25 protein-coding genes are annotated in these 26,021 nt (G+C 73.3%); 12 read left to right on the top strand and 13 right to left on the bottom strand.

All coding sequences use genetic code 11. From position 1 onward, the window contains the following. The first annotated feature begins 24 nt into the window (after positions 1-24). On the top strand, positions 25-390 hold the full coding sequence (locus Asi02nite_RS23335) for a YciI family protein (protein WP_203716028.1): 366 nt from the start codon (positions 25-27) through the stop codon (positions 388-390). 51 nt (positions 391-441) lie between these two features. On the opposite strand, the gene Asi02nite_RS23340 is transcribed toward Asi02nite_RS23335, so the two are convergent. Beyond that, entirely contained in the window at positions 442-744 is a 303-nt protein-coding gene (locus Asi02nite_RS23340) for a metal-sensitive transcriptional regulator (RefSeq protein ID WP_203716029.1), read from the bottom strand. 14 nt (positions 745-758) lie between these two features. Further along, positions 759-2,858 (bottom strand): copper-translocating P-type ATPase, encoded by a 2,100-nt coding sequence (locus Asi02nite_RS23345; RefSeq protein ID WP_203716030.1) that lies wholly within the window; start codon positions 2,856-2,858, stop codon positions 759-761. A gap of 67 nt (positions 2,859-2,925) precedes the next feature. Here Asi02nite_RS23345 and Asi02nite_RS23350 point away from each other — a divergent pair, with 67 nt between their 5' ends. Continuing rightward, complete coding sequence (locus Asi02nite_RS23350; protein ID WP_203716031.1) at positions 2,926-3,501, top strand: YdeI/OmpD-associated family protein; 576 nt, start codon at positions 2,926-2,928, stop codon at positions 3,499-3,501. 66 nt (positions 3,502-3,567) lie between these two features. Then, entirely contained in the window at positions 3,568-4,506 is a 939-nt protein-coding gene (locus tag Asi02nite_RS23355) for an SMP-30/gluconolactonase/LRE family protein (RefSeq protein WP_203716032.1), read from the top strand. Here the strand turns inward: Asi02nite_RS23355 and Asi02nite_RS23360 are convergent. Next, the gene (locus Asi02nite_RS23360; RefSeq protein WP_203716033.1) at positions 4,496-6,604 is read right to left on the bottom strand and encodes a HelD family protein; all 2,109 of its coding nucleotides are present in this window, start codon (positions 6,602-6,604) and stop codon (positions 4,496-4,498) included. The genes Asi02nite_RS23355 and Asi02nite_RS23360 overlap by 11 nt on opposite strands. Positions 6,605-6,757: 153 nt before the next feature. Between Asi02nite_RS23360 and Asi02nite_RS23365 the strand changes: the two genes are divergently transcribed. Next, positions 6,758-7,810 (top strand): saccharopine dehydrogenase family protein, encoded by a 1,053-nt coding sequence (locus tag Asi02nite_RS23365; protein ID WP_239126976.1) that lies wholly within the window; start codon positions 6,758-6,760, stop codon positions 7,808-7,810. On the opposite strand, the gene Asi02nite_RS23370 is transcribed toward Asi02nite_RS23365, so the two are convergent. After that, positions 7,800-8,774: an NAD(P)-dependent alcohol dehydrogenase gene (locus tag Asi02nite_RS23370; protein ID WP_203716034.1), complete on the bottom strand. Its 975-nt coding sequence runs from the start codon at positions 8,772-8,774 to the stop codon at positions 7,800-7,802. The two genes, Asi02nite_RS23365 and Asi02nite_RS23370, sit on opposite strands and share 11 nt — an antisense overlap. Positions 8,775-8,856: 82 nt before the next feature. Here Asi02nite_RS23370 and Asi02nite_RS23375 point away from each other — a divergent pair, with 82 nt between their 5' ends. After that, complete coding sequence (locus Asi02nite_RS23375) at positions 8,857-9,567, top strand: TetR/AcrR family transcriptional regulator (protein ID WP_203716035.1); 711 nt, start codon at positions 8,857-8,859, stop codon at positions 9,565-9,567. Here the strand turns inward: Asi02nite_RS23375 and Asi02nite_RS23380 are convergent. Then, on the bottom strand, positions 9,564-10,493 hold the full coding sequence (locus Asi02nite_RS23380) for an alpha/beta fold hydrolase (RefSeq protein ID WP_203716036.1): 930 nt from the start codon (positions 10,491-10,493) through the stop codon (positions 9,564-9,566). The genes Asi02nite_RS23375 and Asi02nite_RS23380 overlap by 4 nt on opposite strands. A 257-nt stretch (positions 10,494-10,750) precedes the next feature. On the opposite strand from Asi02nite_RS23380, the gene Asi02nite_RS23385 reads away from it, so the two are divergent. Continuing rightward, complete coding sequence (locus Asi02nite_RS23385; protein WP_203716037.1) at positions 10,751-11,602, top strand: GNAT family N-acetyltransferase; 852 nt, start codon at positions 10,751-10,753, stop codon at positions 11,600-11,602. A 10-nt stretch (positions 11,603-11,612) separates the two neighbouring features. Next, positions 11,613-12,731, top strand: a complete 1,119-nt coding sequence (gene menC / locus Asi02nite_RS23390; RefSeq protein ID WP_203716038.1) for an o-succinylbenzoate synthase — start codon at positions 11,613-11,615, stop codon at positions 12,729-12,731. On the opposite strand, the gene Asi02nite_RS23395 is transcribed toward menC, so the two are convergent. Further along, a complete protein-coding gene (locus tag Asi02nite_RS23395) occupies positions 12,683-12,874 on the bottom strand; it encodes a hypothetical protein (protein ID WP_203716039.1) in 192 nt (63 codons plus the stop codon). The genes menC and Asi02nite_RS23395 overlap by 49 nt on opposite strands. 117 nt (positions 12,875-12,991) lie before the next feature. On the opposite strand from Asi02nite_RS23395, the gene Asi02nite_RS23400 reads away from it, so the two are divergent. Continuing rightward, on the top strand, positions 12,992-14,743 hold the full coding sequence (locus Asi02nite_RS23400) for an ATP-binding protein (protein ID WP_203716040.1): 1,752 nt from the start codon (positions 12,992-12,994) through the stop codon (positions 14,741-14,743). On the opposite strand, the gene Asi02nite_RS23405 is transcribed toward Asi02nite_RS23400, so the two are convergent. The 4 genes from Asi02nite_RS23405 to Asi02nite_RS23420 form a co-directional block, all read right to left on the bottom strand. Continuing rightward, positions 14,716-15,633, bottom strand: coding sequence for an ion transporter (locus Asi02nite_RS23405; RefSeq protein ID WP_203716041.1), 918 nt, complete (start codon positions 15,631-15,633; stop codon positions 14,716-14,718). The genes Asi02nite_RS23400 and Asi02nite_RS23405 overlap by 28 nt on opposite strands. Positions 15,634-15,668: 35 nt before the next feature. Then, positions 15,669-16,226, bottom strand: coding sequence for a TetR/AcrR family transcriptional regulator (locus tag Asi02nite_RS23410; protein ID WP_203716042.1), 558 nt, complete (start codon positions 16,224-16,226; stop codon positions 15,669-15,671). Between the two features lie 10 nt (positions 16,227-16,236). Then, positions 16,237-17,088, bottom strand: coding sequence for a class I SAM-dependent methyltransferase (locus Asi02nite_RS23415; RefSeq protein WP_203716043.1), 852 nt, complete (start codon positions 17,086-17,088; stop codon positions 16,237-16,239). A 96-nt stretch (positions 17,089-17,184) separates the two neighbouring features. Continuing rightward, a complete protein-coding gene (locus Asi02nite_RS23420; RefSeq protein ID WP_203716044.1) occupies positions 17,185-17,514 on the bottom strand; it encodes a hypothetical protein in 330 nt (109 codons plus the stop codon). A 219-nt stretch (positions 17,515-17,733) separates the two neighbouring features. Between Asi02nite_RS23420 and Asi02nite_RS23425 the strand changes: the two genes are divergently transcribed. The 4 genes from Asi02nite_RS23425 to Asi02nite_RS23440 all read left to right on the top strand — a co-directional run bounded on the left by Asi02nite_RS23425 (position 17,734) and on the right by Asi02nite_RS23440 (position 23,499). Beyond that, positions 17,734-18,225: a DUF3145 domain-containing protein gene (locus tag Asi02nite_RS23425; RefSeq protein ID WP_203716045.1), complete on the top strand. Its 492-nt coding sequence runs from the start codon at positions 17,734-17,736 to the stop codon at positions 18,223-18,225. A gap of 151 nt (positions 18,226-18,376) precedes the next feature. Beyond that, on the top strand, positions 18,377-20,098 hold the full coding sequence (locus Asi02nite_RS23430; protein WP_203716046.1) for a glycoside hydrolase family 3 protein: 1,722 nt from the start codon (positions 18,377-18,379) through the stop codon (positions 20,096-20,098). A 60-nt stretch (positions 20,099-20,158) separates the two neighbouring features. After that, the gene (locus Asi02nite_RS23435) at positions 20,159-21,181 is read left to right on the top strand and encodes a glycosyltransferase family 2 protein (protein WP_203716047.1); all 1,023 of its coding nucleotides are present in this window, start codon (positions 20,159-20,161) and stop codon (positions 21,179-21,181) included. Then, on the top strand, positions 21,178-23,499 hold the full coding sequence (locus Asi02nite_RS23440; protein WP_203716048.1) for a hypothetical protein: 2,322 nt from the start codon (positions 21,178-21,180) through the stop codon (positions 23,497-23,499). The genes Asi02nite_RS23435 and Asi02nite_RS23440 overlap by 4 nt, the downstream gene beginning before the upstream one ends. Here Asi02nite_RS23440 and Asi02nite_RS23445 read toward each other — a convergent pair. From Asi02nite_RS23445 to Asi02nite_RS23455, 3 genes are read right to left on the bottom strand one after another with little or no spacing between them, the layout of a single operon-like run. After that, entirely contained in the window at positions 23,428-24,711 is a 1,284-nt protein-coding gene (locus Asi02nite_RS23445) for an MFS transporter (protein WP_239126977.1), read from the bottom strand. The genes Asi02nite_RS23440 and Asi02nite_RS23445 overlap by 72 nt on opposite strands. Beyond that, a complete protein-coding gene (locus tag Asi02nite_RS23450; RefSeq protein WP_203716049.1) occupies positions 24,666-25,295 on the bottom strand; it encodes a methyltransferase in 630 nt (209 codons plus the stop codon). The genes Asi02nite_RS23445 and Asi02nite_RS23450 overlap by 46 nt, the downstream gene beginning before the upstream one ends. Before the next feature lie 15 nt (positions 25,296-25,310). After that, positions 25,311-26,012 (bottom strand): class I SAM-dependent methyltransferase, encoded by a 702-nt coding sequence (locus Asi02nite_RS23455; protein ID WP_203716050.1) that lies wholly within the window; start codon positions 26,010-26,012, stop codon positions 25,311-25,313. Between the last annotated feature and the right edge of the window lie 9 nt (positions 26,013-26,021).

The raw sequence follows: 26,021 nt of genomic DNA on the forward strand, positions 1-26,021 counted from the left end.
GCCCGGCCGGACGAGGAGAGCGCGATGGCGAAGTACCTGCTGATCATGCGAGGCACCGACGAGTCGAACGCGGCCATGATGGCCGACATCGAGCGGATGATGACCAGGACCCAGGAGTTCATCGGGGCGGCGGTCAAGGCCGGCGTGCTACTCGCGGCGGAGGGGCTCGACGACCCGGCCACGGGGGTCGTGGTCGACTTCAGCGGTCCGGCGCCGGTGGTGACCGACGGACCGTACGGGGAGACCAGGGAGCTGTTCGGCGGCTTCTTCCTGCTCGACGTCGCGTCACGGGAGGAGGCGGTCGAGTGGGCGAAGCGGGTGCCGGCGGCACCCGGCTCCAAGATCGAGGTGCGCCGGGTGCCGGGGGACGACGAGGTGCCGCGGATCTGATCGGCCGAGGCCGCGCCGGGGGCGGCGGACGACGCCGCCCCTCGCCGTGCGTCAGCCGCGCTTCATGAGGCGGCCGACCGCCGCCATCATCTCGCCGGCCATCTCGTCGGCGCGCCCCTCCTCGGCGCCCTCTTTCATGCAGTGGCGGGCGTGGCCGTCGAGCAGTCCGAGGGCGACCTTGTCGAGTGCCGCCTGGATCGCGGAGATCTGGGTCAGCACGTCGATGCAGTAGCGGTCGTCGTCGACCATCCGCTCGATCCCGCGTACCTGCCCCTCGATCCGGCGCAGCCGCGCGGCGAGCTGGTCCTTGCTGGCCGTGTAGCCGCGCGTCGGGCCCGTTGCCGGTGCTGTCATACCGTCAACCATAGCTAACCCCCCGTGGGTATGCGGTCGGCCGGCGCGAGCCGGACCCGGCGCAGCAACTGGGCGTTGAGCGCCACCACGATCGTCGAAGCGGACATCAGCACCGCGCCGACCGCGGGGCTCAGGGTGAGCCCGGCCCAGGCGAGGACGCCCGCCGCCAACGGGATCGCCACCACGTTGTAGCCGGCGGCCCAGGCCAGGTTCTGGATCATCTTCCGGTACGCGGCGCGGGAGAGCCGGATGACCCCCGTCACGCCGCGCGGATCCGACGAGGCGAGCACCACACCCGCGGACTCGATGGCCACGTCGGTGCCGGCACCGATCGCGATGCCGACATCGGCCCGGGCCAGGGCCGGCGCGTCGTTGACCCCGTCGCCGACCATCGCGACCCGCAGGCCGCGGGCCTGGAGATCGGCGACCGCCCGATCCTTGTCGGCGGGCAGCACCTCGGCGAACACCTCGTCGACGCCGTCCCGGAACCCGAGATCAGCCGCGACGGCCTCGGCCACGGCCCGCGAGTCACCGGTGATCATGGCGATCTTCCGGATGCCCTGCTCCCGCAGCGCGGCGATGGCCTGCCGCGCCTCGGGCCGCACCTCGTCCTCCAACGCGAACGCCCCGACAACCCGCACGCCACCGCTCTCCGCGTTCAGGCGGACCAGGTGCAGGACGGCCGCGCCGCGGGCGGACCAGGCGGCCGTGGCGGTGGTGAGGTCCGCAGGGGCCTCGACCGCGAGTTCGCGGAGCAGGGCGGGGCCGCCCACCGCGTACGCGGTGCCGTCGATCGTGGCGCGGACCCCGCGGCCCGTGAGCGCGCGGAAGTCCGTGGCCCGCGCCGGTGTCCCCGCGGCCGTCACGATCGCCTTGGCCAGTGGGTGCTCGCTGTCGGCCTCCACGCCGCCGCCCAGGTGGAGCACCTCCTGCTCGGTCAGGCCGTCGGTCGCCGCCACTCCCGTCACCTTGTGCGCGCCGCGGGTCAGGGTGCCGGTCTTGTCGAAGAGCACCGCGTCGACCGTACGCATCCGCTCCAGGGCCAGGCGGTCCTTGACCAGGATGCCGGCCCGTGCCGAGAGGGCCGTCGACAGCGCGATGACCAGCGGGATCGCCAGCCCCAGGGCGTGCGGGCAGGCGATCACGAGAACGGTGATCGTCCTAACCACCGAGTCGTCCACGTTGCCCGCCGCCCACCAGGCCAGGAAGGTCACGACGGCCACGGCGGTCGCCACGTAGAACAGCGCCGCGGCGAAGCGGTCGGCCAGCACCTGGGCGCGGCCGCCGGAGGCCTGGGCCTGGGCGACCAGGCGCTGGATGCCGGCGAGGGCGGTGTCGGCGCCGACCGCGTCGATCCGTACCCGCAGCGCCGAGTCCGTGACCACCGTGCCGGCGACGACCCGGTCGCCCACCTGCCGCGGCACGGGCCGGGACTCGCCGGTGATCATCGACTCGTCGACCTCGGCGGCGCCGTCGACGACCCGGCCGTCGGCCGGGACCCGGCCACCGGGCCGGACCAGCACGACGTCGCCCAGCTCCAGCGCGGAGACCGGCACCGTCGCCACGCCGGCGTCGGTGACCCGCTCGGCGTCGTCGGGCAACAGCGCGGCGAGAGCCGCCAGCGCGCCCTGCGCCTGGCCGATCGCCTTCATCTCCTGCCAGTGGCCGAGCAGCATGATCGTGACGAGCGCGGCGAGCTCCCACCAGAAGTCCAGGTCGAACGCGCCGACGGCGGTGGCCAGCGACGCGCCGTAGGCAACGGTGATCGCCATCGAGATCAGCAGCATCATCCCGGGCGCCCGGTCGCGCACCTCCCGGACCGCGCCGACCAGGAACGGCCAGCCGCCGTAGAGGAAGACCACGGACCCGAGCACGGGGCCGATCCAGTCGATGCCGGGGAAGTCGAGCGAGTAGCCGAACCAGTCCATGACCATCTCGCTGGTCACGACGATCGGCACGGTCAGCGCCAGGGACAGCCAGAACTTGCGCCGGAACTGCTCCGGGTCGTGCCCGGCGTGCTTGTCGTGCCCCTGATGGCCACCGTGACCGCCGTGACCCGCGTGGTCCACGGCCGCGTGCGGCGATGCGTGTCCGGTTCCGCTGTCGTGTCGCATACCGACGACTATACCCCCAGGGGGTATATCCGCAAGCGTGTCGTACCCCCTCGGTAGCGTCTCTGGCATGGAGCCCCTGACCTTCAGCACCATCGCCGGCTGGGAGGCCTGGCTGGCCGAGAGCCACGACACGGCGCCCGACGCCTGGCTGAAGATCGCCAAGAAGGGCGCCGCCACGTCGACCATCTCCGCGGCCGAGGCGGGCGACGTCGCCATCTGCTTCGGCTGGATCGACAGCCAGCGCCGCGGTCTCGACACCGAGCACTTCCTCCAGCGCTACTCGCCCCGGCGCAAGGGCGCCCGCTGGTCACAGGTCAACGTGGACCGTGCCGAGGCGCTGATCGCCGCCGGCCGGATGCGCCCCGCCGGCTTCGCCCAGATCGAGGCGGCCAAGGTGGACGGTCGCTGGGCCGCCGCCTACCCGGCCCAGCGCGCCGCGACGACGCCGGACGACCTGGCCCGGGCCCTGACCGAGGACGACGCGGCCGCGGCCCGGTTCGCCGCCCTCGAAAAGACCAGCCGCTACGCCGTCATCCTCAAGCTGACCAGCGCCCCCAGCCCGGCCGCCCGGGCCAGGCGACTATCCGCGTTGACCAAGCTGCTGGCCGCCGGCGACCCGATCCCGCCACCCCAGGTCGGTTGAACGTTGAACCGATTCCCGCGCACGTGCGTGCCTCCCTGAACGGAGGTCGTCGAGAGGAGACGCATCGTGCGCCACCGTGTAGCCACCATCGCGCTGGGACTGACCGCGGCACTCGCCGCAACCCTGCTCGGACCGGCCGGCACAGCGACCGCACACGACAAGCACCACGACCTGTTCCCGAGCACCATCAACCTGCCCAACGGCTTCCAGCCCGAGGGCATCGCGATCGGCAAGCACCCGTACGCGTACTTCGGGTCCCGCGTGAACGGGGCCATCTACCGGGCCAGCCTGGCCACCGGGCGCGGCGAGATCATCAACCCCGGCTTCGGCACCGGCTCGCTCGGGCTCAAGCTGGACGACCGCGGCCGCCTGTTCATCAGCGGCCAGACCAGCGGCGACGGCCGGGTCATCGACGCCCGCACGGGCAAGACGTTGAAGATCTGGAACTTCACCGACGGCACGAGCTTCGTCAACGACGTGATCCTCACGCGTGACGCCGCCTGGTTCACCGACTCGCAGCAGCCCGTGCTCTACAAGGTGCCGTTCGGCAAGCACGGCAGGCTCGGCGACCGGTTCGTGACCGTCCCGCTCACCGGGGACTTCGTCTTCACACCGGGAGCCACCAACGCCAACGGCATCGCCCGTACGCCCGACGGTCGCGACCTGCTCGTCGTGCAGTCGAACACCGGCCTGCTGTTCCGGGTCGACGACGACGGCGAGGCGACCCAGGTCGACCTCGGCGGCGTGCCGATGACCAACGGCGACGGCCTCTGGCTCGAGGGACGCCGACTCTACGTCGTGCAGAACCGCCTCAACCAGATCGCCGTGGTCGACCTCAACCGGTCGGGCACCCGGGGCACGGTGGTCCGCACGATCACCAGCGCGTCGTTCGACGTGCCGACCACGATCGCCCGCTACGGCACGCGGCTCTACCTGCCCAACGCCCGGTTCACGACCCCGCCGACGCCCGACACGACCTACACGGCGGTCGCCGTCAGGCCGTGACGTCGACGGTCACCAACCGCTGGGTGGCGCGGGACAGGGCGACGTAGAGCGTGCGTACGCCCGCCGCGCCACCCGCGCGGATCTCGCCCGGCGCGACCAGCACGACACCGTCGTACTCCATGCCCTTGGCCTGCAGGCTGGTCACCACCTGCAGGCGCGGGTCGCCGACGGCGGCCAGCCACCCGGCGACCTCGGCCACCCGCTCCACCGCCGTGATCACGCCGACCGTGCCCTCGACCTGACCGAGCAGGTCGTCGACCGCGATGCGGACCGAGGAGGCCAGCTCCGCGGCCGGCACCGCCAGGGCCACCGGCGCCACACCGGTCGTCCGCACGGCGGTCGGCAGCGGCAGGTCCGGCGCGATCGTGCGGATCTCGGCCGCGGCGACCTCGAAGATCTCCGCCGAGTTCCGGTAGTTCGTGGTCAGCGTGTACGCGTTGCGCGCCCGCGTGCCCAGCGCCCGGTCACGGGACTGGTCGAGCTCCCGCGGGTCGCCCGTCCACGCGGTCTGCGCCGGGTCGCCGACCACCGTCCACGACGCCAGCCGGCCGCGCCGGCCCAGCATCCGCCACTGCATCGGCGAGACGTCCTGGGCCTCGTCGACGACGACGTGCGCGTACTCCCGGTAGTCGTCGGGCCGGGTGGTCGCGGCGGCCCGCGCGGCCCGGGCCCGGTCGGCGGCCGTGCTCAGCTCGTAGACGCCCTGCGCCACCTGGAACTGGCCCCGCTGCCGGCGGGCCGCCTGCATGGGGCGGCCGAGCAGCGCGTCGAGCTCATCGAGCAGCGCCACGTCGGCGATCGTCGGGTCCTCGGCGTCGAAGGCGCCGGTCAGCAGGTCCACTTCGGCCGGTGACAGCAGGTTCGCGGCATAGCGCCGCAGCCGGGCGGGGTCGGCCAGCCAGGCCAGCACGTGCCGCGGCCGGAGGCGGGGCCACCACTCCTTGACGAACGAGCGGAAGTCCTCGCGCTCGGCCAGCTGGTCCTCGAACTCGCGCTTGCTCGGCAGCCCGGGCACCTTCTGCTCCTGGGCCTGCGCCCAGAGCGCGTCGAACAGCCCGTCGAAGCCGGCCCGCCGCACCTCGTTGCGGCGTGCGCCGCGGGGCAGCGCGCGGGTGCGGACGCGGTCGAGGTGGTTGCGGTCGAGCTGGAGCAGCGTGCCCCGGTAGAGCAGGCGCAGCGTGGTCGGGCCGTCCGGCACGGCGTCGTGCGACGCGCGCTCCAGCACCCGGCGCATCCGCAGCGAGCCCTTCACGGCGGCCACCGGCCCCGGGTCGGTGCGGGTGGCGGACCAGCCCGGCACAAGCGTGCCGAGCGAGCGCAGCGTCGCCGACTCCTCGCCCAGCGACGGCAGCACGGACGCGATGTACTCCACGAACACGGTGGACGGTCCGACCACGAGGATGCCGCCGCCGGCGAACCGGCTGCGGTCCGAGTAGAGCAGGTACGCGGCCCGGTGCAGGGCGACGGCGGTCTTGCCGGTGCCGGGGCCGCCGGAGACGATCGTGACGCCGCCGCCGGGGGAGCGGATCGCCTGGTCCTGCTCGCGCTGGATGGTCGCGACGATGTCGCGCATGCCGTGCCCGGTGGCCTTCGACAGCGAGGCGAGCAGGGCGCCGTCACCGACGACCCGCATCTGCTCGGGCGCGGCGTCGGGGTCGAGCAGGTCGTCCTCGATGCCGGTGACCTTCTCGCCGGACGACTGGATCATGCGGCGCCGCACGACGCCCTGCGGCTCGGCCGCGGTGGCCTGGTAGAAGGCCGCCGCCGCGGGCGCCCGCCAGTCGACGACCAGCGGCTGCGCGTCCTCGCCGCGGACGCCGAGCCGGCCGACGTGGAAGCTGGCGCCGGTGCGCAGGTCGAGGCGGCCGAACACCAGGCCCTCGTGCTCGGCGTCCAGCAGGTAGCGCCGCCGGGCGGCGTGGAAGACGAACGCGTCCCGCTCGACCAGCGCGCCGAAGTTGCCGACCGAGGCCTGGCGGTAGCCGTCGCGCTCGGCGCGGGCGGCCTCCTGCCGCAGCTCCGCGACCCGGGCATAGACCCGGTCCACGTGCTTCTGCTCGGTGGCGATCTCCTGCTGGAGGGTGGTTACGTCGGTCAAGCGGATGGCTCCTCGTGCGATGGGTCGACCACGGGTCGCGCGGCCAACCTGAACGAGGGTAGTGGGCATCCGCCCGGGACGGATCGGCAACCGGGTCGATGTGCCGGTCCTCGCACCTCGATAGAATCGGGTCATACCCCTTACGGTGGTGCGGTGTCGCATCAACGTTGGATGATCTACGGCGCCAACGGCTACACCGGCGAGCTCGTCGCCCGGTTGGCCGCCGCCCGCGGTGCCCGCCCGCTCCTCGCGGGCCGCAACGCCGTCGCCGCCCTCGCCACCGAGCTGGGGCTCGACCACGTGGCCTTCGACCTGCGCGACCCCGACGAGACCCGGCGCCGGCTCGCCGACGTCGACGTGGTCGCCCACTGTGCCGGCCCGTTCGTCGCGACCTCCGGGCCGATGGTGGACGCCTGCCTGGCCACCGGCACCCACTACCTCGACGTGACGGGCGAGCATCCGGTCTTCGAGGCCGTGCTGGCCCGCTCGGCCGACGCCGAGGCCGCGGGCGTCGTGCTGCTCACGGGCGCGGGCTTCGACGTCGTCCCGACCGACTGCCTGGCCAACCTGCTGCACGCGGCGCTGCCCGACGCGACCGCGCTGGAACTCGCGTTCTCAGCGCCCGGCGGGATGAGCCGGGGCACGGCGACGACGGGCCTGGCGCTGAACGCCGGGGGCGGCCGGCGGCGCGTCGCGGGCGTCCTGGTGCCGACCCCGATGGGTACGCCGGCCCGCGAGGTGCCGTTCCCGTCGAAGGTCCGCCAGGTCGGCTGCGTGCCCTGGGGCGACCTGGTCACCGCGCACCACTCGACGGGGATCGGCGACATCGTCGTCTACACCCGCGTGCCGGCGCCCAGCCTGCTGTCCCGGCTGATCCGCTTCGCGCCGGTGCGCGCGCTCGCCGCGCGGGCGATCCGCCGCCGGCCACCCGGCCCGTCGGCGGCGACCCGGGCGGCGACGCGCATCGAGGTCTGGGGCGAGGTGCGCAACGCGGCGGGGGAGACCCGGACCGCCACGCTGACCGGCCCGAACGCCTACGACCTGACCGCCGACGCCGTCCACCGGGCCGCCGAGCACCTGCTCGCCGGCACCGGCGGCCGGCGCGGTGGCGCGGTAACGCCGGGCGCACACACCCCGGCAACCGCCTTCGGCCCCAACTTCCTCACCGGCCTCGAAGACGTGACGGTGCACGCGCCTAGACGGTGATGACCACCTTCGCGCGGGCGTGCTCGGTCTCCAGGTAGCGCATGGCCTCCGGCACGTCCTTCAACGGGTATGTGCGGTCGATGACCGGGGTCAGCCGCCCGGCCTCGGCGTGGGCGCGCAGGGCCTCGAGGTGCTGGCGGCCGGGCGCGGTGCTGAGGACGACGATGCGTTGCCGGAGGAACGGCGCGAGCAGCCGCCCGCGGGTGATGAGCCAGACGGGCCCGACGAGGCTGCCGCCGCGGTAGACGCCGCCGCCGGAGAGCATCAGCGTCCCGGTCGGCGTCAGCGCGCGCCGGAACGCCGCCAGCGAACGGTTGCCTACGAGGTCGAACACGAGGTCGTGGCGTTCGCCGGACCGGGTGAAATCGGCGCTGGTGTAGTCGACGACGTCGTCGGCCCCGAGGGAGCGGACCAGATCCACGTTGCGGGTGCTGCACACCGCGGTCACCCGCGCGCCGAGCGCTTTGGCCAGTTGGACGGCGAACGTGCCGACGCCCCCGGACGCACCGTTGATCAGCACGCGCTGGCCGGGTCCGACGTCGCGCAACCCCATCAGCGCGGTGAGGCCGGCCAGCGGCAGGGCGGCCGCCTGCTCGGCCGTCAGGTTCGCCGGCCTCGGCGCCACCAGGCCCTCGGGCACGCACACGTACTCGGCGAACGCCCCGCTGGCGTCGCCCAGGTCGCCGAAGACCGGATCGCCCGGTCGTACGTGCCGCACGTCGGCGCCGACGGCTTCCACCCGTCCGGCGAAGTCGCGACCGCGGATGCGGGCCCGGGGCGCCGGACGGCCCCAGCCCAGCCGGGCCAGCCGGGGGTCACCTCGCATGACGTGCCAGTCGTACGCGTTGAGCGCCGCGGCCTCCACCCGCACGAGCACCTCACCTGGACCCGGCACCGGGGTCTCGACGTCCGTGAGCGTGAGCGTCTCGGGTGGGCCGTACCTGTCCTGGACGATCGCCTTCATGATTCCCTCCGAGGTGTACGGTGTACACTCCACGGTAGGTGTACGGCGTACACCTGTCAAGACGGCTAAGGTCGGATCCGTGATGGCTGAGCAGGTCGACACACTGCGCCGGGCGCCGCTGAGTCGCGACCGGGTCCTCCGCGCCGCGGTCGCGCTCGCCGACGAGACCGGCATCGAGTCGCTGAGCATGCGCAACCTCGCCAACGAGCTCGGCGTCGTCCCGATGGCGCTCTACAAGCACGTGGCCAACAAGGACGAGCTGCTCGCCGGCATGATCGACGTGATCGTCGGCGAGATCGACCCGCTGGAGACCGACGCCGACTGGAAGCGCGCGGTGCGCCGGCGCATCCTCTCGGCGCGGGAGGCGCTGCTCCGCCACCCCTGGGCGCCGCTGGCGATCGAGTCGCGCAACGAGGCGACGCCGGCGATCCTCGACTACCTCAACTCGATGGTCGGCGCGCTGCGCGGCGGCGGGTTCTCCACCGACCTCGCCCACCACGTCATGCACGCGATGGGCAGCCGGATGCTGGGCTTCAGCCAGGAGCTGTTCGACCCGACACGGCGCGCGGGCCGGTCCGGGGCCGCCGAGCCGCCGCCCCCGCCGGCGGCGTTCCCGGCCGAGGCCGCGGCCGCGTTCCCACACCTCGCGGCGATCGCCGGCGCGGCCGCCCACGACGACGAGTCGGTGGTCGGCCCGGGCTGCGACGACCAGTTCGAGTTCGAGTTCGCGCTGGACCTGCTGCTCGACGGCATCGACCGCCTCCGCGCCGACGGCTGGACGTCGAGACCCTAGGCAGCCTGGAGGTCGGGCGCGTCCCGGGTGTCGCCCAGGGCGGCCCGGGTGACCTCGGCCAGCGCCGCGGTGACGATCGCCGGGCGCTCCAGCATCAGCATGTGGCCCGCGCCGGGGCAGATGGTCAGGTCGGCGTCCGGCAGGGCGTCGGCGATCGACTCGGCGCACGGCGGCGGGGTCAGCCGGTCGCGGTCACCGACCAGGGCCGCCGCCGGCAGGTCACCGAGTGCCGCCAGCGTGGCCAGCCGCTGCTGCTCGCCGACCGAGGAGCGGAACGCGCCGATCGCCAGCAACTGCACCCGGGCGACCGCGGCGGTGGTGAGGATCAGGTCGTCGGGCGCGCACCGGTCGCCGAAGAGCAGCCAGCGCAGCGACGGCGCGAGCGCCCGGAGCAGGTAGCGGTGGACCCGCCACGAGCCGCCGCGGGCCAGGATGCCGGCGCCCGTGGTCTCGACGAGGCGGACGAGGCGCGTGATCCGCGACGGGAGCCCGTACACCGTGTGGGTGTGTCCCTCGGCGGTGGTCGAGATGAACACCAGCCCGGCGACCCGGGTCGCGAAGGACAGGGGATGGCCGTGCGCGTACTCCATGATCGTCATGCCGCCCAGGGAGTGCCCGGCGAGCACGATCGGGCCGGTCGGCGCGATCGTGGCGATCACCTCGGCCAGGTCGTCGCCGAGTTGCGCGAGGGTGGCGCCGGCCCGGGTGGTGCCGTCGGAGCGGCCGTGCCCGCGGGCGTCGTACGCCACGATCCGCACCGGTGTGTCGAGGGCGTCGGGCAGCCCGGCGAGCTGGCGGTGCCAGGTGCGGGTGTCCAGGGTCCAGCCGTGCAGCAGGAAGACCGTGACCGGGGCGTCGTCGGGACCGCTGATCTCGACGTGTAGCCGCACGCCGTCGGTCAGCGTCACCGCGAGCCGCTCCGGCATGGTCACCTCCAAGGCTGAGGATTCCGCACCGATGTTCTTACCCACGCACATACCGGGCAGTAACAATCATGCCTTAAGCTGCGTTCAGGACGCCAGATCCACTATCCGGTTACGACCCCTATGAGGCCAATATCCCCGATGGGCGAGTGGCCACTGGGGCACAACGTAAAGAAAACCATCAATTACCGACGGTAGCCTCGACACGAGCCCTGTTCACCTGTTGAAGTAAGGACTCGTCATGCACAACGGGAGGCTGGGTGGACGAGCTGATCGCGGAGGCAAAAGAGGTCGCGACCGCAGCGGCGACCCGGCTGGGCATCACCGTGCGGGAGCTCCGTGAGCCCGCCGCCCACGAGGACGTGGCCCAGCTGTTCGGCAGGATCTGGCGCACGGACTCGCCCAACCAACTGCTCGACGCGCGGATGATGCGGGCGTTGTCCTACGCGGGCAACTACGTGGTCGGCGCGTTCCGCGACGACGTGATGATCGGCGCCGCCGTCGCGTTCTTCGGCATCGACCACCTCCACTCGCACATCACGGGCGTCGACCCGGCCACGCAGAGCCGCGGCGCCGGGCACGCCATCAAGCTGCACCAGCGCGCCTGGGCGCTGGACCGCCACATCGAGTCGGTGCACTGGACCTTCGACCCGCTGGTGCGCCGCAACGCCTACTTCAACCTGCACAAGCTGGGTGCCCGCGCGATCAAGTACCTCCCGGACTTCTACGGCCGGATGACCGACGGGATCAACGCCGGCGACGCCACCAGCGACCGGCTCTACATCCAGTGGGACGTCGCCTCGCCGGAGGCGATCGCGGCCGCGGCCGGCGACACCCGCGAGATCAACATGCAGGCGGTGTACGCGGCCGGCGCGGAGGTGGCGCTCGCCCGCGACGACTTCGGCCGGCCCAACCCCGGCAAGGCGGTGCACGACGGCCGGCCGCTGCTGGTCGCCGTGCCCCTCGACATCGAGGCCATGCGGGGCACCGACCCGCCGCTCGCCGTCGCGTGGCGCCGCGAGGTCGGTGACGCGCTCTGCGCGGCGTTCGATTCGGGCTACCGCATCGTGGGCATGGCCCGCGACGGCTGGTACGTCATGGAAACCGACTGAAGGATCTTTGTTGAACCTGCGTGGCCTCGAACTCCGCCGCATCGCCCTGCCCCTCGTCAGCCCGTTCCGCACCTCCTTCGGCACCGAGACCGCCCGCGACGTCCTGCTCGTCCGCGCGGTGGGCGAGGCCGCCGAGGGCTGGGGCGAGTGCGTGGCGATGTCGGAGCCGCTCTACTCCAGCGAGCACGTCGACGGCGCCGCCGAGGTGATCCGCCGCTTCCTGCTGCCCGAGGTGGCGGCGCTGGCCAAGTCCGGCGAGCTCACCGTGCCCCGGCTGGAAGCGGCCCTCGGCCGGATCAAGGGCCACCCGATGGCCAAGGCCGCCGTGCTGACCGCCCTGCTCGACCTGTCGCTGCGCGAGTCCGGGACGTCGTTCGGGGCCTACCTCGGCGCCGTCCGCCCGACCGTGCCGGCCGGTGTCTCGGTCGGCATCATGTCGTCGATACCGGCCCTGCTCGACGCGGTCGAGGGCTACCAGGCCCAGGGCTACGTGCGGATCAAGCTGAAGATCGAGCCCGGCTGGGACGTCGACGCGGTCCGCGCGGTCCGGGAGCGGTTCGGCGACGACCTGCTGCTCCAGGTCGACGCGAACACCGCGTACACGCTGGCCGACGCCCGGCACCTGGCCCGGCTCGACCCGTTCGACCTGCTGCTGATCGAGCAGCCGCTGCCCGAGGACGACCTGCGCGGCCACGCCGCCCTGGCCCGGCTGATCCGCACGCCGGTCTGCCTCGACGAGTCGATCACCTCGGCCCGGGCGGCGGCCGACGCGATCGCGCTCGGCGCCACCTCGGTCGTCAACGTCAAGCCCGGCCGGGTCGGCGGCTACCTGGAGGCCCGCCGGGTGCACGACGTGTGCGCCGCCAACGGCGTGCCGGTCTGGTGCGGCGGGATGCTCGAGACAGGTCTCGGCCGCGCGGCCAACGTGGCGCTGGCGGCGCTGCCGAACTTCACCCTGCCGGGCGACACCTCGGCGTCGGACCGCTACTTCGCCCGCGACATCACGGAACCGTTCGTGCTCGACGGCGGCCACGTGGCGGTGCCGACCGGCCCGGGCCTCGGCGTGACGCCGGACGCCGACTATCTCGCCGAGATCACCACGGGCACGGAGTGGCTGGCGCTGCCCTGAGCGACGTCACGGCCGAGCGCGAGCGCGGCGAGGACGATCCCGGCCAGGCTGATCGCGATCGCCAGGGCGGCGATCACGAGCGCCGTCGTGACCAGCAGGCCGCGTGGTTCCGCGGGGGCGGCCGGCCCGCGCCGAAGATTCACGCACAGACGTTACGTCGTGGTTGTCATGTGTGGTATTCGCCGTTCGAGTGACCCCGCGGACCGGCCCGGCCGTCGCGATGTCCGCTGGTCGAGGCCCCGGTTTGGCAAGATGCGGTGATGCGCCGTGTCCATCTGGAAGCAGCCGAGGACCACGTGCAGCGGCTGGCGCGGGAGAGCGACCCCCTCGGCGCGGTCAAGGAGCTCATCTGGAACGCGCTCGACGCCGACGCCACCCGGGTCGACGTGGTGCTGCACCGCTCACCCCTCGGCGCCGTCGAGCGGGTGACCGTGCGTGACGACGGCACGGGGATGGCGCCCGAGGCGCTGGCCGCCGCGTTCGACCGGATCGGCGGCTCGTGGAAGAAGTGGACGGCGGGCACGCTGCTCAAGCAGCGGACCCTGCACGGCAGCAACGGCCAGGGGCGGCTGCGGGCGTACGCGCTCGGCGACCACATCCGCTGGACGACCGTCGCCGACGGGGTGGGTGGCCGGTCGCGCACCGAGGTGGCCGCGCACGCCGGTGCCCGCAACGACTTCCTCATCGGCGACAGCGTCCCGACCCGCGAGGCGACCGGCACCCTGGTCGAGGCGTGGGGCAAGCAGTCGCCCCGGCTCGACCGGCTGCCGCTGCGGGCCAACCACCGCCGGCTGACGACCGAGCTGGCGCCCTACCTGACCGCGTACCCGGAGGTCTCGGTCGTCTACGACGGCGTCGCCGTCGACCCGCGGACCTCGGTGCGGCACACGTCGGTCTACCCGCTGACCTTCGCGGGCGGCGACGCCCAGCTCAAGGTCATCGAATGGTCGGCGGCGGTGGACCGCGAGCTGCACCTCTGCGACGGCGGCGGCATCCCGGTCGGCACGGTCGACGCCGGGATCAGGGCGCCGGGCTTCGACTTCACCGCGTACGTGCTCTGGCCGCCGATGGCCGAGCACGTGAGCGACGTGCACCTGGGGGAGGGTCACGACAGTGAGGTGACCGCCCTGCTCGCGGTCGCCCGGGAGCAGTTGCGGGCGCACTTCCGCAGCCGGGACGACGACCGGCGGCGCGAGCTTGTGCAGCGGTGGCAGGCCGAGGGGAGCTACCCGTACGACGATGCCGCCGCCGGGCCGGACCGCGCGACGTTCGACCTGGTGGCCACCGCGGTGCACCGGCACATCCCGCGCCGCGGCAACCAGCGGCGGGCCACGCTCGCCCTGCTGCGGGAGGTGGTGCGCGCCCGGCCCGAGCGGGTCGCGGCCGTGCTCGACGAGATCTTCAAGCTCTCGGACGACGACCGGGGCCAGCTCGACCGGATCCTCGGCGACACCCGGGGCATCCGCGCCGCCGCCACCGTGGGCGACCGGCTGGCGGCGATCGCGACGCTGCGCCGCCTGCGTACCGCCGACCCCGACCGGCTCGGCGCGGTCCTGGCGGAGCACACCTGGGTGTTCGGCGAGCGGCACGGGCTGCTGACGGCCGACCGGCAGCTCGACGCGGTGGTGGACCGGCACGCCGGCCCCGACCTGCTGCTGGCCCGGGCGCGCCGGGAGCACGAGCGCCGGCAGCACCTGGTGGTCGGCACCGTGGACACCGCGGGCGCGAAGGAGCTGACCCAGCTCGTGTCCTACGCGGAGGCGGTGGCGGGCGACGCCGGGTTCCGCGGCATCCGGGTCGACTGGGACGTGTGGCTGCTGGCGGGCCGGGTGGACGACGACCTCAGGCCGGCCGTGCGCGACCCGCACCGCCCGCGGGGCTGCGTGCTCGACCGCGTGGGCCTGCGGGTCTGGGTCCGCGACTGGGCGGAGGTGCTCAACGAGTGCACGGACCGGGTGCGCTTCTACGAGCAGGGCGTGACCGGCTACCCCGACCGGGCCCGGTTGCCGTGATCGTCGCGGTCGATGCGTAGCTCGCGTTCCAACTCGGCGAGGGCCGCGCGCAGGTCGTCGATCCGCTGGGTGATCGCGATCCGGTCGACCTCGTCGGGCACGCCGTCGCCGTCCTGGTCGTAGCCGGGTGCCAGGCCCTCGCTCATCTCCAGCCGCCGGGCCTCCTCCATCGAGTTGACGATGACCGCGATCAGGATGTTGAGCAGCAGGTTCGCCGTGATCAGCACGTAGCTGACGTAGTAGACGAGCGTCCACGGCGAGATCTCCATGCCCGCCTTGATCAGGTCCGGCAGCGTCTCCTGGGAGAGCAGCACGAACAGCGTCAGCACGGCCCGGCCGATCGTGCCGTACTGGTCGGGGAAGTGGTCCTTGAAGATCAGCCAGCCGGCCATGCCGTAGACGTAGAGGGTGACCAGGGCCAGGGCGAGGAACCCGCCGACGCCGGGCAGGCTGCGCAGCAGCGCGGTGACGATCGTGCGCAGGCCGGGGGAGAACCGGACCAGCCGCAGCACGCGTGCGATGCGCACGATCCGCAGGACGGTCGAGTCACCGTAGAGGCCGGGGATGAACGCGGCCGCGATGACGGCGAAGTCGAAGACGTTCCAGCCGTGCCGGAAGAAGTCCTGCGGCCGGCGACCGTGCGCGCCGAGCCGCACGGCGATCTCCAGCACGAAGACGACCCGGAACATCCACTCCAGACCGTGCAGCAGGGGCCGGAAAGAGCCGAGATGGGGGTACGTCTCGACGCCGAGCGCGACCGCATTGGCCCCGATCACGACGACGATGACGACATCGAACGCGCGCGATCCGACAATCCGGGCGCATCGCCGGGCAAAGGGCGTCGTCGCCGCCGGTGTGGTCCGTTGCGCGGGCACGGTGCGCTTGATCATCAATGGATCGTAGTTTCCGCGGACCGCGGCGGTGCTCAGCCGGCGAGGTGGGCGTCCAGTGTGGCCCGCAGCAGCGGTTCGGGGTCGGCCTCGCCCGTGGCGAGTTGGAGGCTGCCCCAGCTCCAGAGTTGGGCGATGCCGTGCAGGTTGGCCCAGAGCGCGCCCGCCACGACGGCGGGTGGTTCCGGCGAGCGGGTGCCGGCCCGGCGCACCAGGTCGGTGAGCGTGGCGAACAGCGGCAGCGCCGTGCCGCGCAGGCCCAGGTGGCCGCTGGCCAGCAGATCGTGCCGGAACATCAGCGCGAACATGTGGGGGTTCGCCCGGGCGAAGTCCAGATAGCGCCGGGCGAGCCCGAGCAACTGGGCGCGCGGCTCGCCCGCCGGGTCCAGGGCGACGGCCGCACCCAGCCGGCCGTAGCCCTCGCGGGCGATCGCCGACAGCAACTCGAGGTGGGTGGGGAAGTAGCGGCGCGGCGCGCCGTGCGACACGCCGGCCCGCCGGGCGATCTCGCGCAGCGACAGCGCCGCCAGGCCCTCCTGTTCGAGGAGGTCGACACCGGCCCGCACCAGCCGTTCCCGCAGCCCGTCCGTCATGGACAGTGTTCTAACACCTGCGGAAGTGCCAGATGATCGCGGCCGGGGTGTTGCCGTAGGCGGCGTCCACCGCCTCGGCCGCCCAGGACCGCAGGAACGGGCCGCCGCCGGTGTCGCTGGGCGGCCAGAGCGGCTCGTGGCAGGCCCGCACCGCGAAGCCCGCGCCCACCGCGGCGGTGACGTAGGCGCTCGGCCGGAACCGGCTCGCCGGCAGCCGCGCCTCGACCCCGTCGTCGTCCACCGTGGACGCGATGCCGCCCAGGTAGAGCGACTGCCAGTGGATGTCGGAGGTGACCAGGTGGCCGCCGGGGCGCAGCACGCGGGCGAACTCGGCGAACACGGGCTCCAGCGCCGGCAGGTGGGTCAGGGCCAGCGCGCAGGTGACCACGTCGACGGAGGCGTCCGGCAGCGGGAGGGCGCGCAGGTCACCGTGGAGGAAGGTGGCGCCGGGGGCGTTGCGGCGCGCGTACGCCAGCATCTCGGGTGAGCTGTCCACGCCCACGACAGTGTGACCCGTCGCGGCGAGGTGGGCCGCGTGCCGGCCGGTGCCGCAGGCGGCGTCGAGGGCCCGCCCGGCGGGCAGCCCCGCGAGGATCGCCCGGACGAGCGGTTCCTCGACGTCGATCAGGGGGTTGCCGGGTTCGTCGTACGAGCGCGACCAGACGCGGTAGCCCGCCACCGTGTCGGTCTCGCCGACGTGGTCGCTCGTGCCGAGTTCGCCGCGCGCGTCGGCCGCCAGGATGCGGCGGACCTCGGCGAGCCGGTCGGCGACGAAGGCGGCGTCGAACTCGCCCGCGAACGCCCGGTGCAGCGCCAGCCCTTCCATGCCGAGCAGGAAGGCGGCCGGATGACGGAAGGCCATGCCGGCACGCTAGTGATCAACCGGGACGCGTCGCGAGCGAGTTTCGGGCGCACGAAAGAGCGCCCCGGCACCGGCCGGAGCGCTCTCGTGGGTGGCTCAGGCTTCGAAGACGCCCGCGTCGACCAGGCGCTTCTCGGTCACGTCCCAGCCGTGGGCGGGGAACGCGGCCGCGAGGCCGGTCAGCTCGGCGCGGATCTTCACGGCGTGGCCGGCGCCGGCCAGCGTCCGGATCTCCTCGACGAACGCGTCGGAGTCGGTGCGCAGGTGCGCGGTCTTGCCGTTGGTCAGGTTGCGCACGTAGGCGAACTTCCCGTTGTTGAGCGGGATCAGGTACTTGAACTCGCCGAGCACGCTGAGCGCGCCACCCTGTCCGGCCTGGCCGGCCCGGACTGAGGCGCGCGCGGTCTTGGAGGTGTTGCTCGCCACGGGGGGACTCCTTGCCAAGGTCACGCGTACAGGAAATGGGCCCGCAGGGGCCCAGTTGAGAGTACACCAGCGGGTGGATCGGCTCTTCGGACCGAACGTCACACCCAAATTTCCGATTCCCTGGCGCAACATTGGCCCCAGGCGTCATCATGATGGCTGACCACTCGAAGTGATCGAGGTCGTAGGGGAAGACGCACCTCGGGTCTTCGGGAGGTCACCGTGCCAACGCGTGGCGTCGTTTACGTCCACTCGACCCCGCTCGCCGTGTGCCCACACGTCGAGTGGGCGATCGCGCGCGTCCTCACCGCGCCGGTCACACTGCACTGGACCGCGCAGCCGGTCGACCCGGGTGCGCGGCGCACCGAGTGCAGCTGGACCGGTCGCGCGGGGACCGGCGCGGAGCTGGCTGCTGCCCTCCGGCAGTGGCCCATGATCCGTTTCGAGATCACCGAGGAGCCCAGCCCGGGCTGTGACGGTGAACGCTTCATGTTCGTGCCCGGCCGTGGGCTGTTCCGGGCGACCGCCGGGGCCGCCGGTGACATCCAGCTCGGCGAGGACCGACTACGGGCGATCATGGCCAGCTCCCGCGCCCCCGAGGCGCTACAGCACGCCCTCGACAAGGCGCTCGGCACCTCCTGGGACGCGGAGCTCGAGCCCTACCGGTACGCCGGCGACGGGGCGCCCGTGACACTCCTCACGCGGGTGGGGTGATCGCCACCTCCACCGGGGCCGAACGGACGACCTCCGAACCGCGCACCAGGCACCATTGCCGTCGCGGCCTACCCGTCCCGTGTCAATTCCGGACCGACCGTATTGCCGGCTTCACTTGCTCATAACGCAAAAGGCTGGCCATCATGGCTCGATGGCCTCCCCCCGGAGCCGCCTCGCGTTGCTTTTCGCCGCTGTCGTCGCCGCGCTCCTCGTGGCCGTCACGGCCTGCGGTAAGCCGGCGCCCCGCGCGGCAGCACCCTCTCCGTCCCAGGCTTCCGCGACCGCACCGGTCGCTCCGAGCCCGTCCGCGACCGGCGACCCCGCCGGCCGCGCCGCGGCCCTGGCCCGGACGCTCTCCGACGAGCAGCTCGCCGGCCAGGTGCTGATGCCGTACGCCTACGGCAGCTCGGCGACCGACGTGACCCCCGCCTCGGCCGCCGGCAACCAGAAGCTCGGCAAGGTCGACACGCCCGCGCAGATGATCCAGAAATACCACCTGGGCGGCCTGATCCTGGTCGGCTTCTCCGCGGACGACCCCACGTCGACCAACCAGGCCACCACCAACGTCGACAACCCGAAGCAGATCACCGCGCTGACCGAGGGCCTGCAGCAGGCGGCCGGCGGGCAGGCGCCCATCTTCATCGGCACCGACCAGGAGTTCGGCGCCGTCACCCGGATCAAGAGCGGCGTGACGCTGCTGCCCAGCGCGATGGCGCTCGGGGCGGGCGGCAACCCGGCCGCGACGCAGCAGGGCTGGAAGGTGGCCGGCGACGAGCTGCGCACGCTGGGGCTCAACGTCGACTTCGCCCCCGACGCCGACGTGCTCGGCACCGCCGACGGCGGCGTGATCGGGTCGCGGTCGTTCGGCTCCGACCCGAAGGCCGTCGGTGACCAGGTCGCCGCCTCGGTGCGCGGCCTGCAGTCGGCCGGCGTCGCCGCGACCCTCAAGCACTTCCCCGGCCACGGCAGCACCCCCTCCGACTCGCACACCGACCTGCCGGTGATCGGCAAGAGCAAGGCCGACCTCGACAGGTCCGACCTGCTGCCGTTCCGGTCCGGCATCGACGCCGGCGCGCAGATGGTGATGAGCGGCCACCTCGACGTGAAGTCGATCGAGCCGGGCGTGCCCGCCTCGTTCTCGCACAAGGCGCTGGTCGACGTGCTCCGCGGCGAGCTCGGCTTCAAGGGCGTCGTGGTCAGCGACGCGCTCAACATGGCGCCGGCCGAGAAGTGGCCGGCCGGCGAGGCCGCGGTCCGCGCCCTGAACGCGGGCAACGACCTGCTGCTGATGCCGCCGGACGTCGGCGGCGCCTACCAGGGCCTGCTCGCCGGCCTGCACGACGGCTCGCTGAAGAAGGAGCGGCTGGTCGAGGCCGTCACCCGCGACCTGACCCTGCGCTTCACGCTCGCCGACACCCAGGTGGGCGCCGGCAAGACGGTGCTCGCCGCCGACGCGCACAAGGACGTCGCCAGCGGCCTGGCCGCCGCCGCGGTCACCCAGTTCCGCGGCCAGTGCGGCGCGCCGGTCAAGGGGCCGGTCACCGTGACGACCTCGCCGGGGCGCGACACCAGCAAGGCCAACCTCGAGCGGGCGCTGAAGGCCGAGGGCGTGCAGGTGGTGCCGAGCGGTGGTCGCGAGGTGCACCTGGTCGGCTACGGCGACGGCGCGGGCGACCTGAGCAGGACCGCCGACACGACGGTCGGCATGGACACGCCGTACGTGCTCAGCGGCGCGAAGTCGCCGAACGTGCTGGCCACGTACTCGTCGTCGGCCGATTCGCTCAAGGCGTTGGCCAAGGTGCTGGCCGGAAAGCAGAAGCCGACCGGCAAGTCGCCGGTGGAAGTGTCTGGTTTGCCCCGTAGCGTGTGCTGATTTGCCCCGGCCCGACTGATACGGTTCCCCCGTTCGAACGCGGAGGGAGCACGAGTCGGGATGGGTCAGCAGGATCCGGCACTCTCCGTGGTCGTGCCGATGTTCAACGAGGAGGGCGTGCTGCCGCTCCTCGCCGAACGGTTGCGCGCGGTCCTCGACGGGCTGGCCGAGCCCTACGAGGTCGTGGCCGTCGACGACGGGAGCACCGACGCGACCGCGGCCGGCCTGCGCGGGCTGCGGGAGCGCTGGCCGCAACTCCGCGTCGTCCGGCTCCGCCGCAACAGCGGCCACCAGGCGGCGCTGATCGCGGGTCTGATGCGGGCGCGCGGCGGCTACGTGGTCAGCATCGACGCCGACCTGCAGGACCCGCCCGAGACCATCGCCGACATGCTCGCCCTGGCCCGGGCGGAGAAGCTCGACATCGTCTACGGCGTACGCGGCGACCGCAGTTCCGACACGGCGTTCAAGCGCCTCACGGCCGGCGCCTACTACCGGCTGATGCGGCGGCTGGTCGGCAAGCAGGTGCCCGCCCAGGCCGGTGACTTCCGGCTGCTGAGCCGGGCCGCCGTCGAGGCGCTGCGCGACCTGCCGGAGCGCACGCCGGTGCTCCGCCTGGTGGTGCCCTGGCTCGGCTTCCCGAGCGGCGAGGTGCACTTCCTGCGGGCCGAGCGGGCGGCCGGCCGCACGAAATATCCGTTCTCCCGGATGCTCGCCCTCGCCGTGGAGAGCGTCACCAGCTTCTCCGCCGCCCCGCTGCGGGTGGCGACCTGGCTCGGCCTGCTCGGCGTCGCCGTCTGTGCGCTGCTGGTGATCGCGGTGATCGTCGCGTACGCCCTGGGCCACACGGTCATCGGCTGGCCGTCGATCCTCCTCGCGGTGCTCTTCCTGGGCGCCGTCCAACTGCTCTGTCTCGGTCTGCTCGGGGAGTACGTGGCACGCATCTACACGGCGGTGCAGGCGAGGCCGGCCTACTTCATCGCCAGCGACAGTGACCCGGCCGAGACCGATCCAGGTGACACCGCCGCCCCTGGGCAGCGCCGCGCCGACGACGACCCGGCCGTGCTGGCCGACAGCCGCCGGTGAGCGCGCCCGCCGAGCGGCCCGCGCAGCCGCGGGTCGAGGTCAGCGCGATCCCGGCCGCGCGGGACGGCGATGCCGCCCCGGCCTCGTCGGCCTCCTTGGGCACCGTCGCGCCCCGTCGCGCGTATCCCTGGCATCTCCTGCCCTTCGTGGCGACGGTCCTCTACGTCGCGGCGGTCCTGCTCGCCGCGGACACCGCCGTGCTCGACCTGGTGAAATACGCGCTCTACCTGACGCTCGCGCTGACCCTGCCCGGCACGCTCGTCTATCGCGCGCTGCGCCGCACGCCCCACTCGCTGCTCGACGACCTGGCCATGGGCACCGCCGTCGGCCTCGTCCTCGAGCTGCCGGCCTGGACCCTCGTCTCGGTGCTCGACGTCCGCGGCGCGCTGTGGGCCTGGCCGCTGATCGTGGTGGCGCTCTTCGCCGGCGTGCCGGGGCTGCGCCGCCATTTCCGCCCCCACTACGAAAAAACCGCGCCGCTCGGCTTCTCGTGGGCGGTCGGCGGGGCGGTCGCGTTCTTCACCACCTACCTGTCGTCGACGTTCCTGCAGCGCAACCCGATCCTGCCGACCTCGGACGACACCCGGCAATATCTCGACCTGGCCTACCAGCTCTCGCTCGCGGGCGAGGCCAAGCACCAGTTCCCGCTGCACGTGCCGCAGGTGGCCGGCGAGCCGTTGTTCTACCACTGGTTCGGCTACGCGCACATGGCGTCCAGCAGCATGATCGGCGGCATCGACCTGCCGGTGGTCGCGCTGCGGCTGGCGATCCCGTTCCTGTGCGCGCTGGCGATCCTGCTGACGGCGGTGGTCGGCTGGCGCATCAGCGGCCGGGCCCTGGTCGGTGCGGTCGCGGCGGCGCTGTTCTTCGTGGTCGGGGAGACCAACTTCACCGACCCCGTGACCATGCCGTTCGGCACCCAGTCGTCGTTCGTCATCTGGCACGGCATGTCGATGATCTACTCCTGGGTGCTGCTGATCGCGCTCATCGGGGTGGTCTGCGGCCTGCTGACCGGAGCGTTCGGCCGCGGCGGCTTCGTGCTCGCGTTCCTCCTGCTGGTCGCGTCCAGCGGTGCCAAGGCCAGCTCGCTGCCGGTGGTCGCGGTGGCGCTGCTCGTGACGTTCCTCGTCGTGCTGGTCGCGCGCCGCAGGATCCCGTGGACGCCGCTCTGGCTGGGCGTGCTCACCGGGGCGGCGCAGCTGTTCGCGATGGGCGTGCTGTTCAGGTTCCAGGCCTACGGCGTCACGCCCGAGCCGCTGTGGAGCTTCGAGCGCTTCTGGACCCCGCCGGACGGGCCGATGTGGCTCGCGGTGCTGCCGGTCTGGTTCGCCTTCCTGGTCAACATGCAGCTCCGCGCTGCCGGCATCGTCCCGCTGCTCTGGCTGCGCCGCGGCCGGCTCGACCCGGCGCAGGTGTTCCTGCTGGCCGGCGGCATCGGCGGGCCGTTCATCTACCTCATGGTCAAGCAGCCCGGCGACGGCAACCAGTACTTCACCCGGGCCGGCTTCACGTTCGCGGTGCTGCTGTCGGCGTGGGGCTACGCGATGGTGTTCGACCGGGCCAAGCTGTCCCGGACGGCCCGGATCTTCCTCGGCGTCGAGACGCTGGCGTTCGCGGTCGTGCTGGTGCTGGCCCAGTTCGAGCTGGCCGGCCCGGCGCAGGCCTCGGCGCCGCCGCGCGTGCTCGACCCCCTGCTGCCCCTGCTGCGCTGGTCGCTGGGGCTGGCCGCGCTGGGCCTGGTCGTCGCGGCCCTCTGGCCGGTGCTGAGCCGGTGGTGGCCGGCCCTGCGGGGCCGGGGCGGCGTGGTCGCGCTGAGCGCGATCCTGGTGGTCGGCGCGCCCGGCCTGATCATGGACATGCGCAAGTCGGAGCGGTTCTCCAACGGCGGCGCGTACGCGACGGTCCCGCTGCCGAAGTCCCGCGTCGACGCGGCCCGCTGGGTGCGCGACCACAGCGCGCCGTCGGACGTGCTGGCCACCAACGTGCACTGCGTCAACACGCCGACGGACGGCTACTGCGACCCACGCTCGTTCTGGCTCTCGGCCTACGCGGAGCGCCGGGTCCTGGTCGAGGGCTGGGCGTTCGCGCCCCGCGTCTCCGAGGCGGGCTCGTGGGCGTTCTGGGACCCGGACCTGCTGGCCCGCAACGACGCGGCGTTCACCACCCCGTCGGCGGAGTCGCTGGCCGCGTTCCGGGCCCGCGACGGAGTCCGCTGGCTGGTCGTCGACCGCCTCGTCGGCGCGGAGTCACCGGAGCTGGAGGCCCTGGCGAACCTGCGCTGGTCCGACGGGCGGATGTTCGTCTACGAGCTGCGCTGACCGCCAGGGCAGCAGCAGCCCGGCGGCGAGGCAGAGCACGCCGGCGAGCAGCAGTGCGGGCCGCACCCCGGCCACGGCGGCGACCACGCCGCCCAGCGCGGTGCACAGGGGTTGGCTCACCTTCGCGCTGGCCGACCAGGCGGTGGTGACGCGGGTCAGCAGGTGGTCGGGCGTCGCGCGCATGCGGTAGGTGGCGAACACCGGGTTGAACACGCCGGCGGTGAACAGCAGGCCCGCCTGGGCCGCCAGGACGACGAGGAGCCCGCGCGGGCCGGCCGGGGCGAGCACGAGCAGCAGGATCCACGGCCCGCGGGCGGCACCCGCCCGCAGCAGGGTGCGCCGCTCGCCGAGCCGGCGGGTGACGCGGGGGGACAGCACGGTGCCGAGCAGCCCGGCCAGCGCGGGGGCGCCCAGCACGAGGCCGTACTGCCACGGCGTGAGGCGCAGGTCGCGCGGCATGAAGACGGTGAGCAGGGGCGCGGTCATCATGACCGCACCGCCGAACAGCATGGCGTTGGCGTAGAGGCCGCGCAGTCCGGGGTGGCGCAGCAGGTGCGTGATTCCGGCGCGCACCCTGACGACGAGCGACTCGGCGGCTTCGCCCGGTAGCGCGGGCGGTGCCGGCACCCGGCGCAGGAGCAGCGCGCCGAGCACGAAGCTGACCGCGTCGACGACGACCGTGGCGACGGCTCCCAGGCCGGCGCTCAGGAAGCCGCCGACCGACGGGCCGACGCTGGCCGCGGTCCAGTTGGTGGTCTCCATGCGGGCGTTCGCGGCGAGCAGCGCGTGCGGCGGGACGGTCTGCTTGACGAGTGCGCCGGCGGCGGCGAGATAGAGGATCGACCCGGCACCCTGCACGGCGGCCACCAGGCAGAGGTGCACGACGGTGAGCCGGCCGAGCGCGAACGCCACCAGCACCGTCAGCATCGCCGCGCACTGGACGCACTCGGTGGCGATCAGGACGCGCCGTTTCGGCAGGCGGTCGAGGGCTGGCGCCAGCGGCAGGGCGAGCACCGCGCTGGCCACGGCGGCGCTCGCGGCCATCAGGGCGACCTCGTCGGGGCCGGCGCCGACGACCGTGACGGCCAGGAAGGGCAGGGCGCCGAGGGCGACCGAACCACCCAGGAGCGTGACGCTGTAGGCCGCCCAGAGGGCGCGGAAGGCCGTCAGGCCGTCGGGACGTGCAGCGGCGTGGCCATCCGCATCATCCAGAAGCTGGACGGCACGCGGATCGCGTCGTCGACGACCTCGCCCGAGACGTCGGCGAAGGACTCGCGGGCCAGGGCCTCGAAGGCGGCCGGCTCGCGGACGTGCTCGCCGCGGTCGTTGTCGCTCATCCACTTCGAGATCCGGCCCTGGCCGGGCGCGTAGCAGGTGTCGACCGCGATCACCCTGCCGCCCGGCGCGAGGGCCTGCGAAGCCACCCGCAGCAGCGCGCGGGAGTCCTCGTCGGACAGGTGGTGCAGCAGGCCGAGCAGCAGCACCGCGTCGGCCGGCGGCAGCACGCCCAGGTGCCGCTCCCCGAAGATCTCCGTCGAGAACGTCGCCCGCTCCGAGCCGTAGCGGGCCGTCGCGTGCGCGATGTAGCGCTCCGACGTGTCGAACCCGAAGTAGGTCACCTTCGGCAGCCGGTCGAAGTAGTAGGCGGGCCCGCAGCCCACGTCGATCACCGTGTCGCCGTCGCGCAGGTCGAGCTCCGCCAGGCAGCGGTAGCGCAGCCGGTCGGAGCCGAGCGCCTTCTGCAGGGCGACGTACATGGTCACGTTGCCGAGCAGGTTCTTCAGCGGGGCCAGCACGGGGGACGACCTCTCCTAGGCGGGGCGGTGGGCGCGCAGCATCAACGAGACGCCGGGCAGGGACTTCACCGGAAGATAGCGTTCGGCCGCCACCACCGCGCGCAGGCCCAGGTTGACCGGCGCGGCGATGTCGTCGAGGTCGCTGCCGGTCGAATTGCGCCTGCGCCAGGCGGCGACCGGGCGGAGCAGCACGTTCCAGCTCCACAGCTCGTCGACGACCAGGCCGGCCTTCTCGATCACCGCGCGCAGCCCGGCCCGGTCGTAGCGCCGGACATGCCCGACGGCCACGTCGTGGGCGGACCAGAGCTTCATATCGGCGGGTACGGCGATCAGCACCGTGCCTCCCGGCCGCAGGACCCGGAAGATCTCGGCCGCGGCCTCGTGGTCCTCGTCGATGTGCTCCAGCACGTCGAACGCGGTGACGAGGTCGAGCGCGCCGTCGCCGACCGGGAGCGTGCGGGCGTCGGCACGGATGACGGACAGACCCCGCTCGCGGGCCACCGACGCGCCCTCGGCGCTGTATTCGAGCGCCACCGGCCGCCAGCCGTGGGCCCGCAGCACCCGGGTGTTGCCGCCGCCGGCCGCGCCGATGTCGAGGGCCGCACCGGGCCTCGCACCGAGCGCGCGCAGCGACCGGGCCAGCAGCGCCCGGCGCTCGGCGTACCACCAGTGGCGGTCCTCGAGCGCGGCGAGCTTGCGGATTTCGGTCGCTTCCACGGCACACAC

The sequence above is a fragment of the Asanoa siamensis genome (assembly GCF_016862555.1).
In the GTDB taxonomy this organism is placed as follows: domain Bacteria; phylum Actinomycetota; class Actinomycetes; order Mycobacteriales; family Micromonosporaceae; genus Asanoa; species Asanoa siamensis.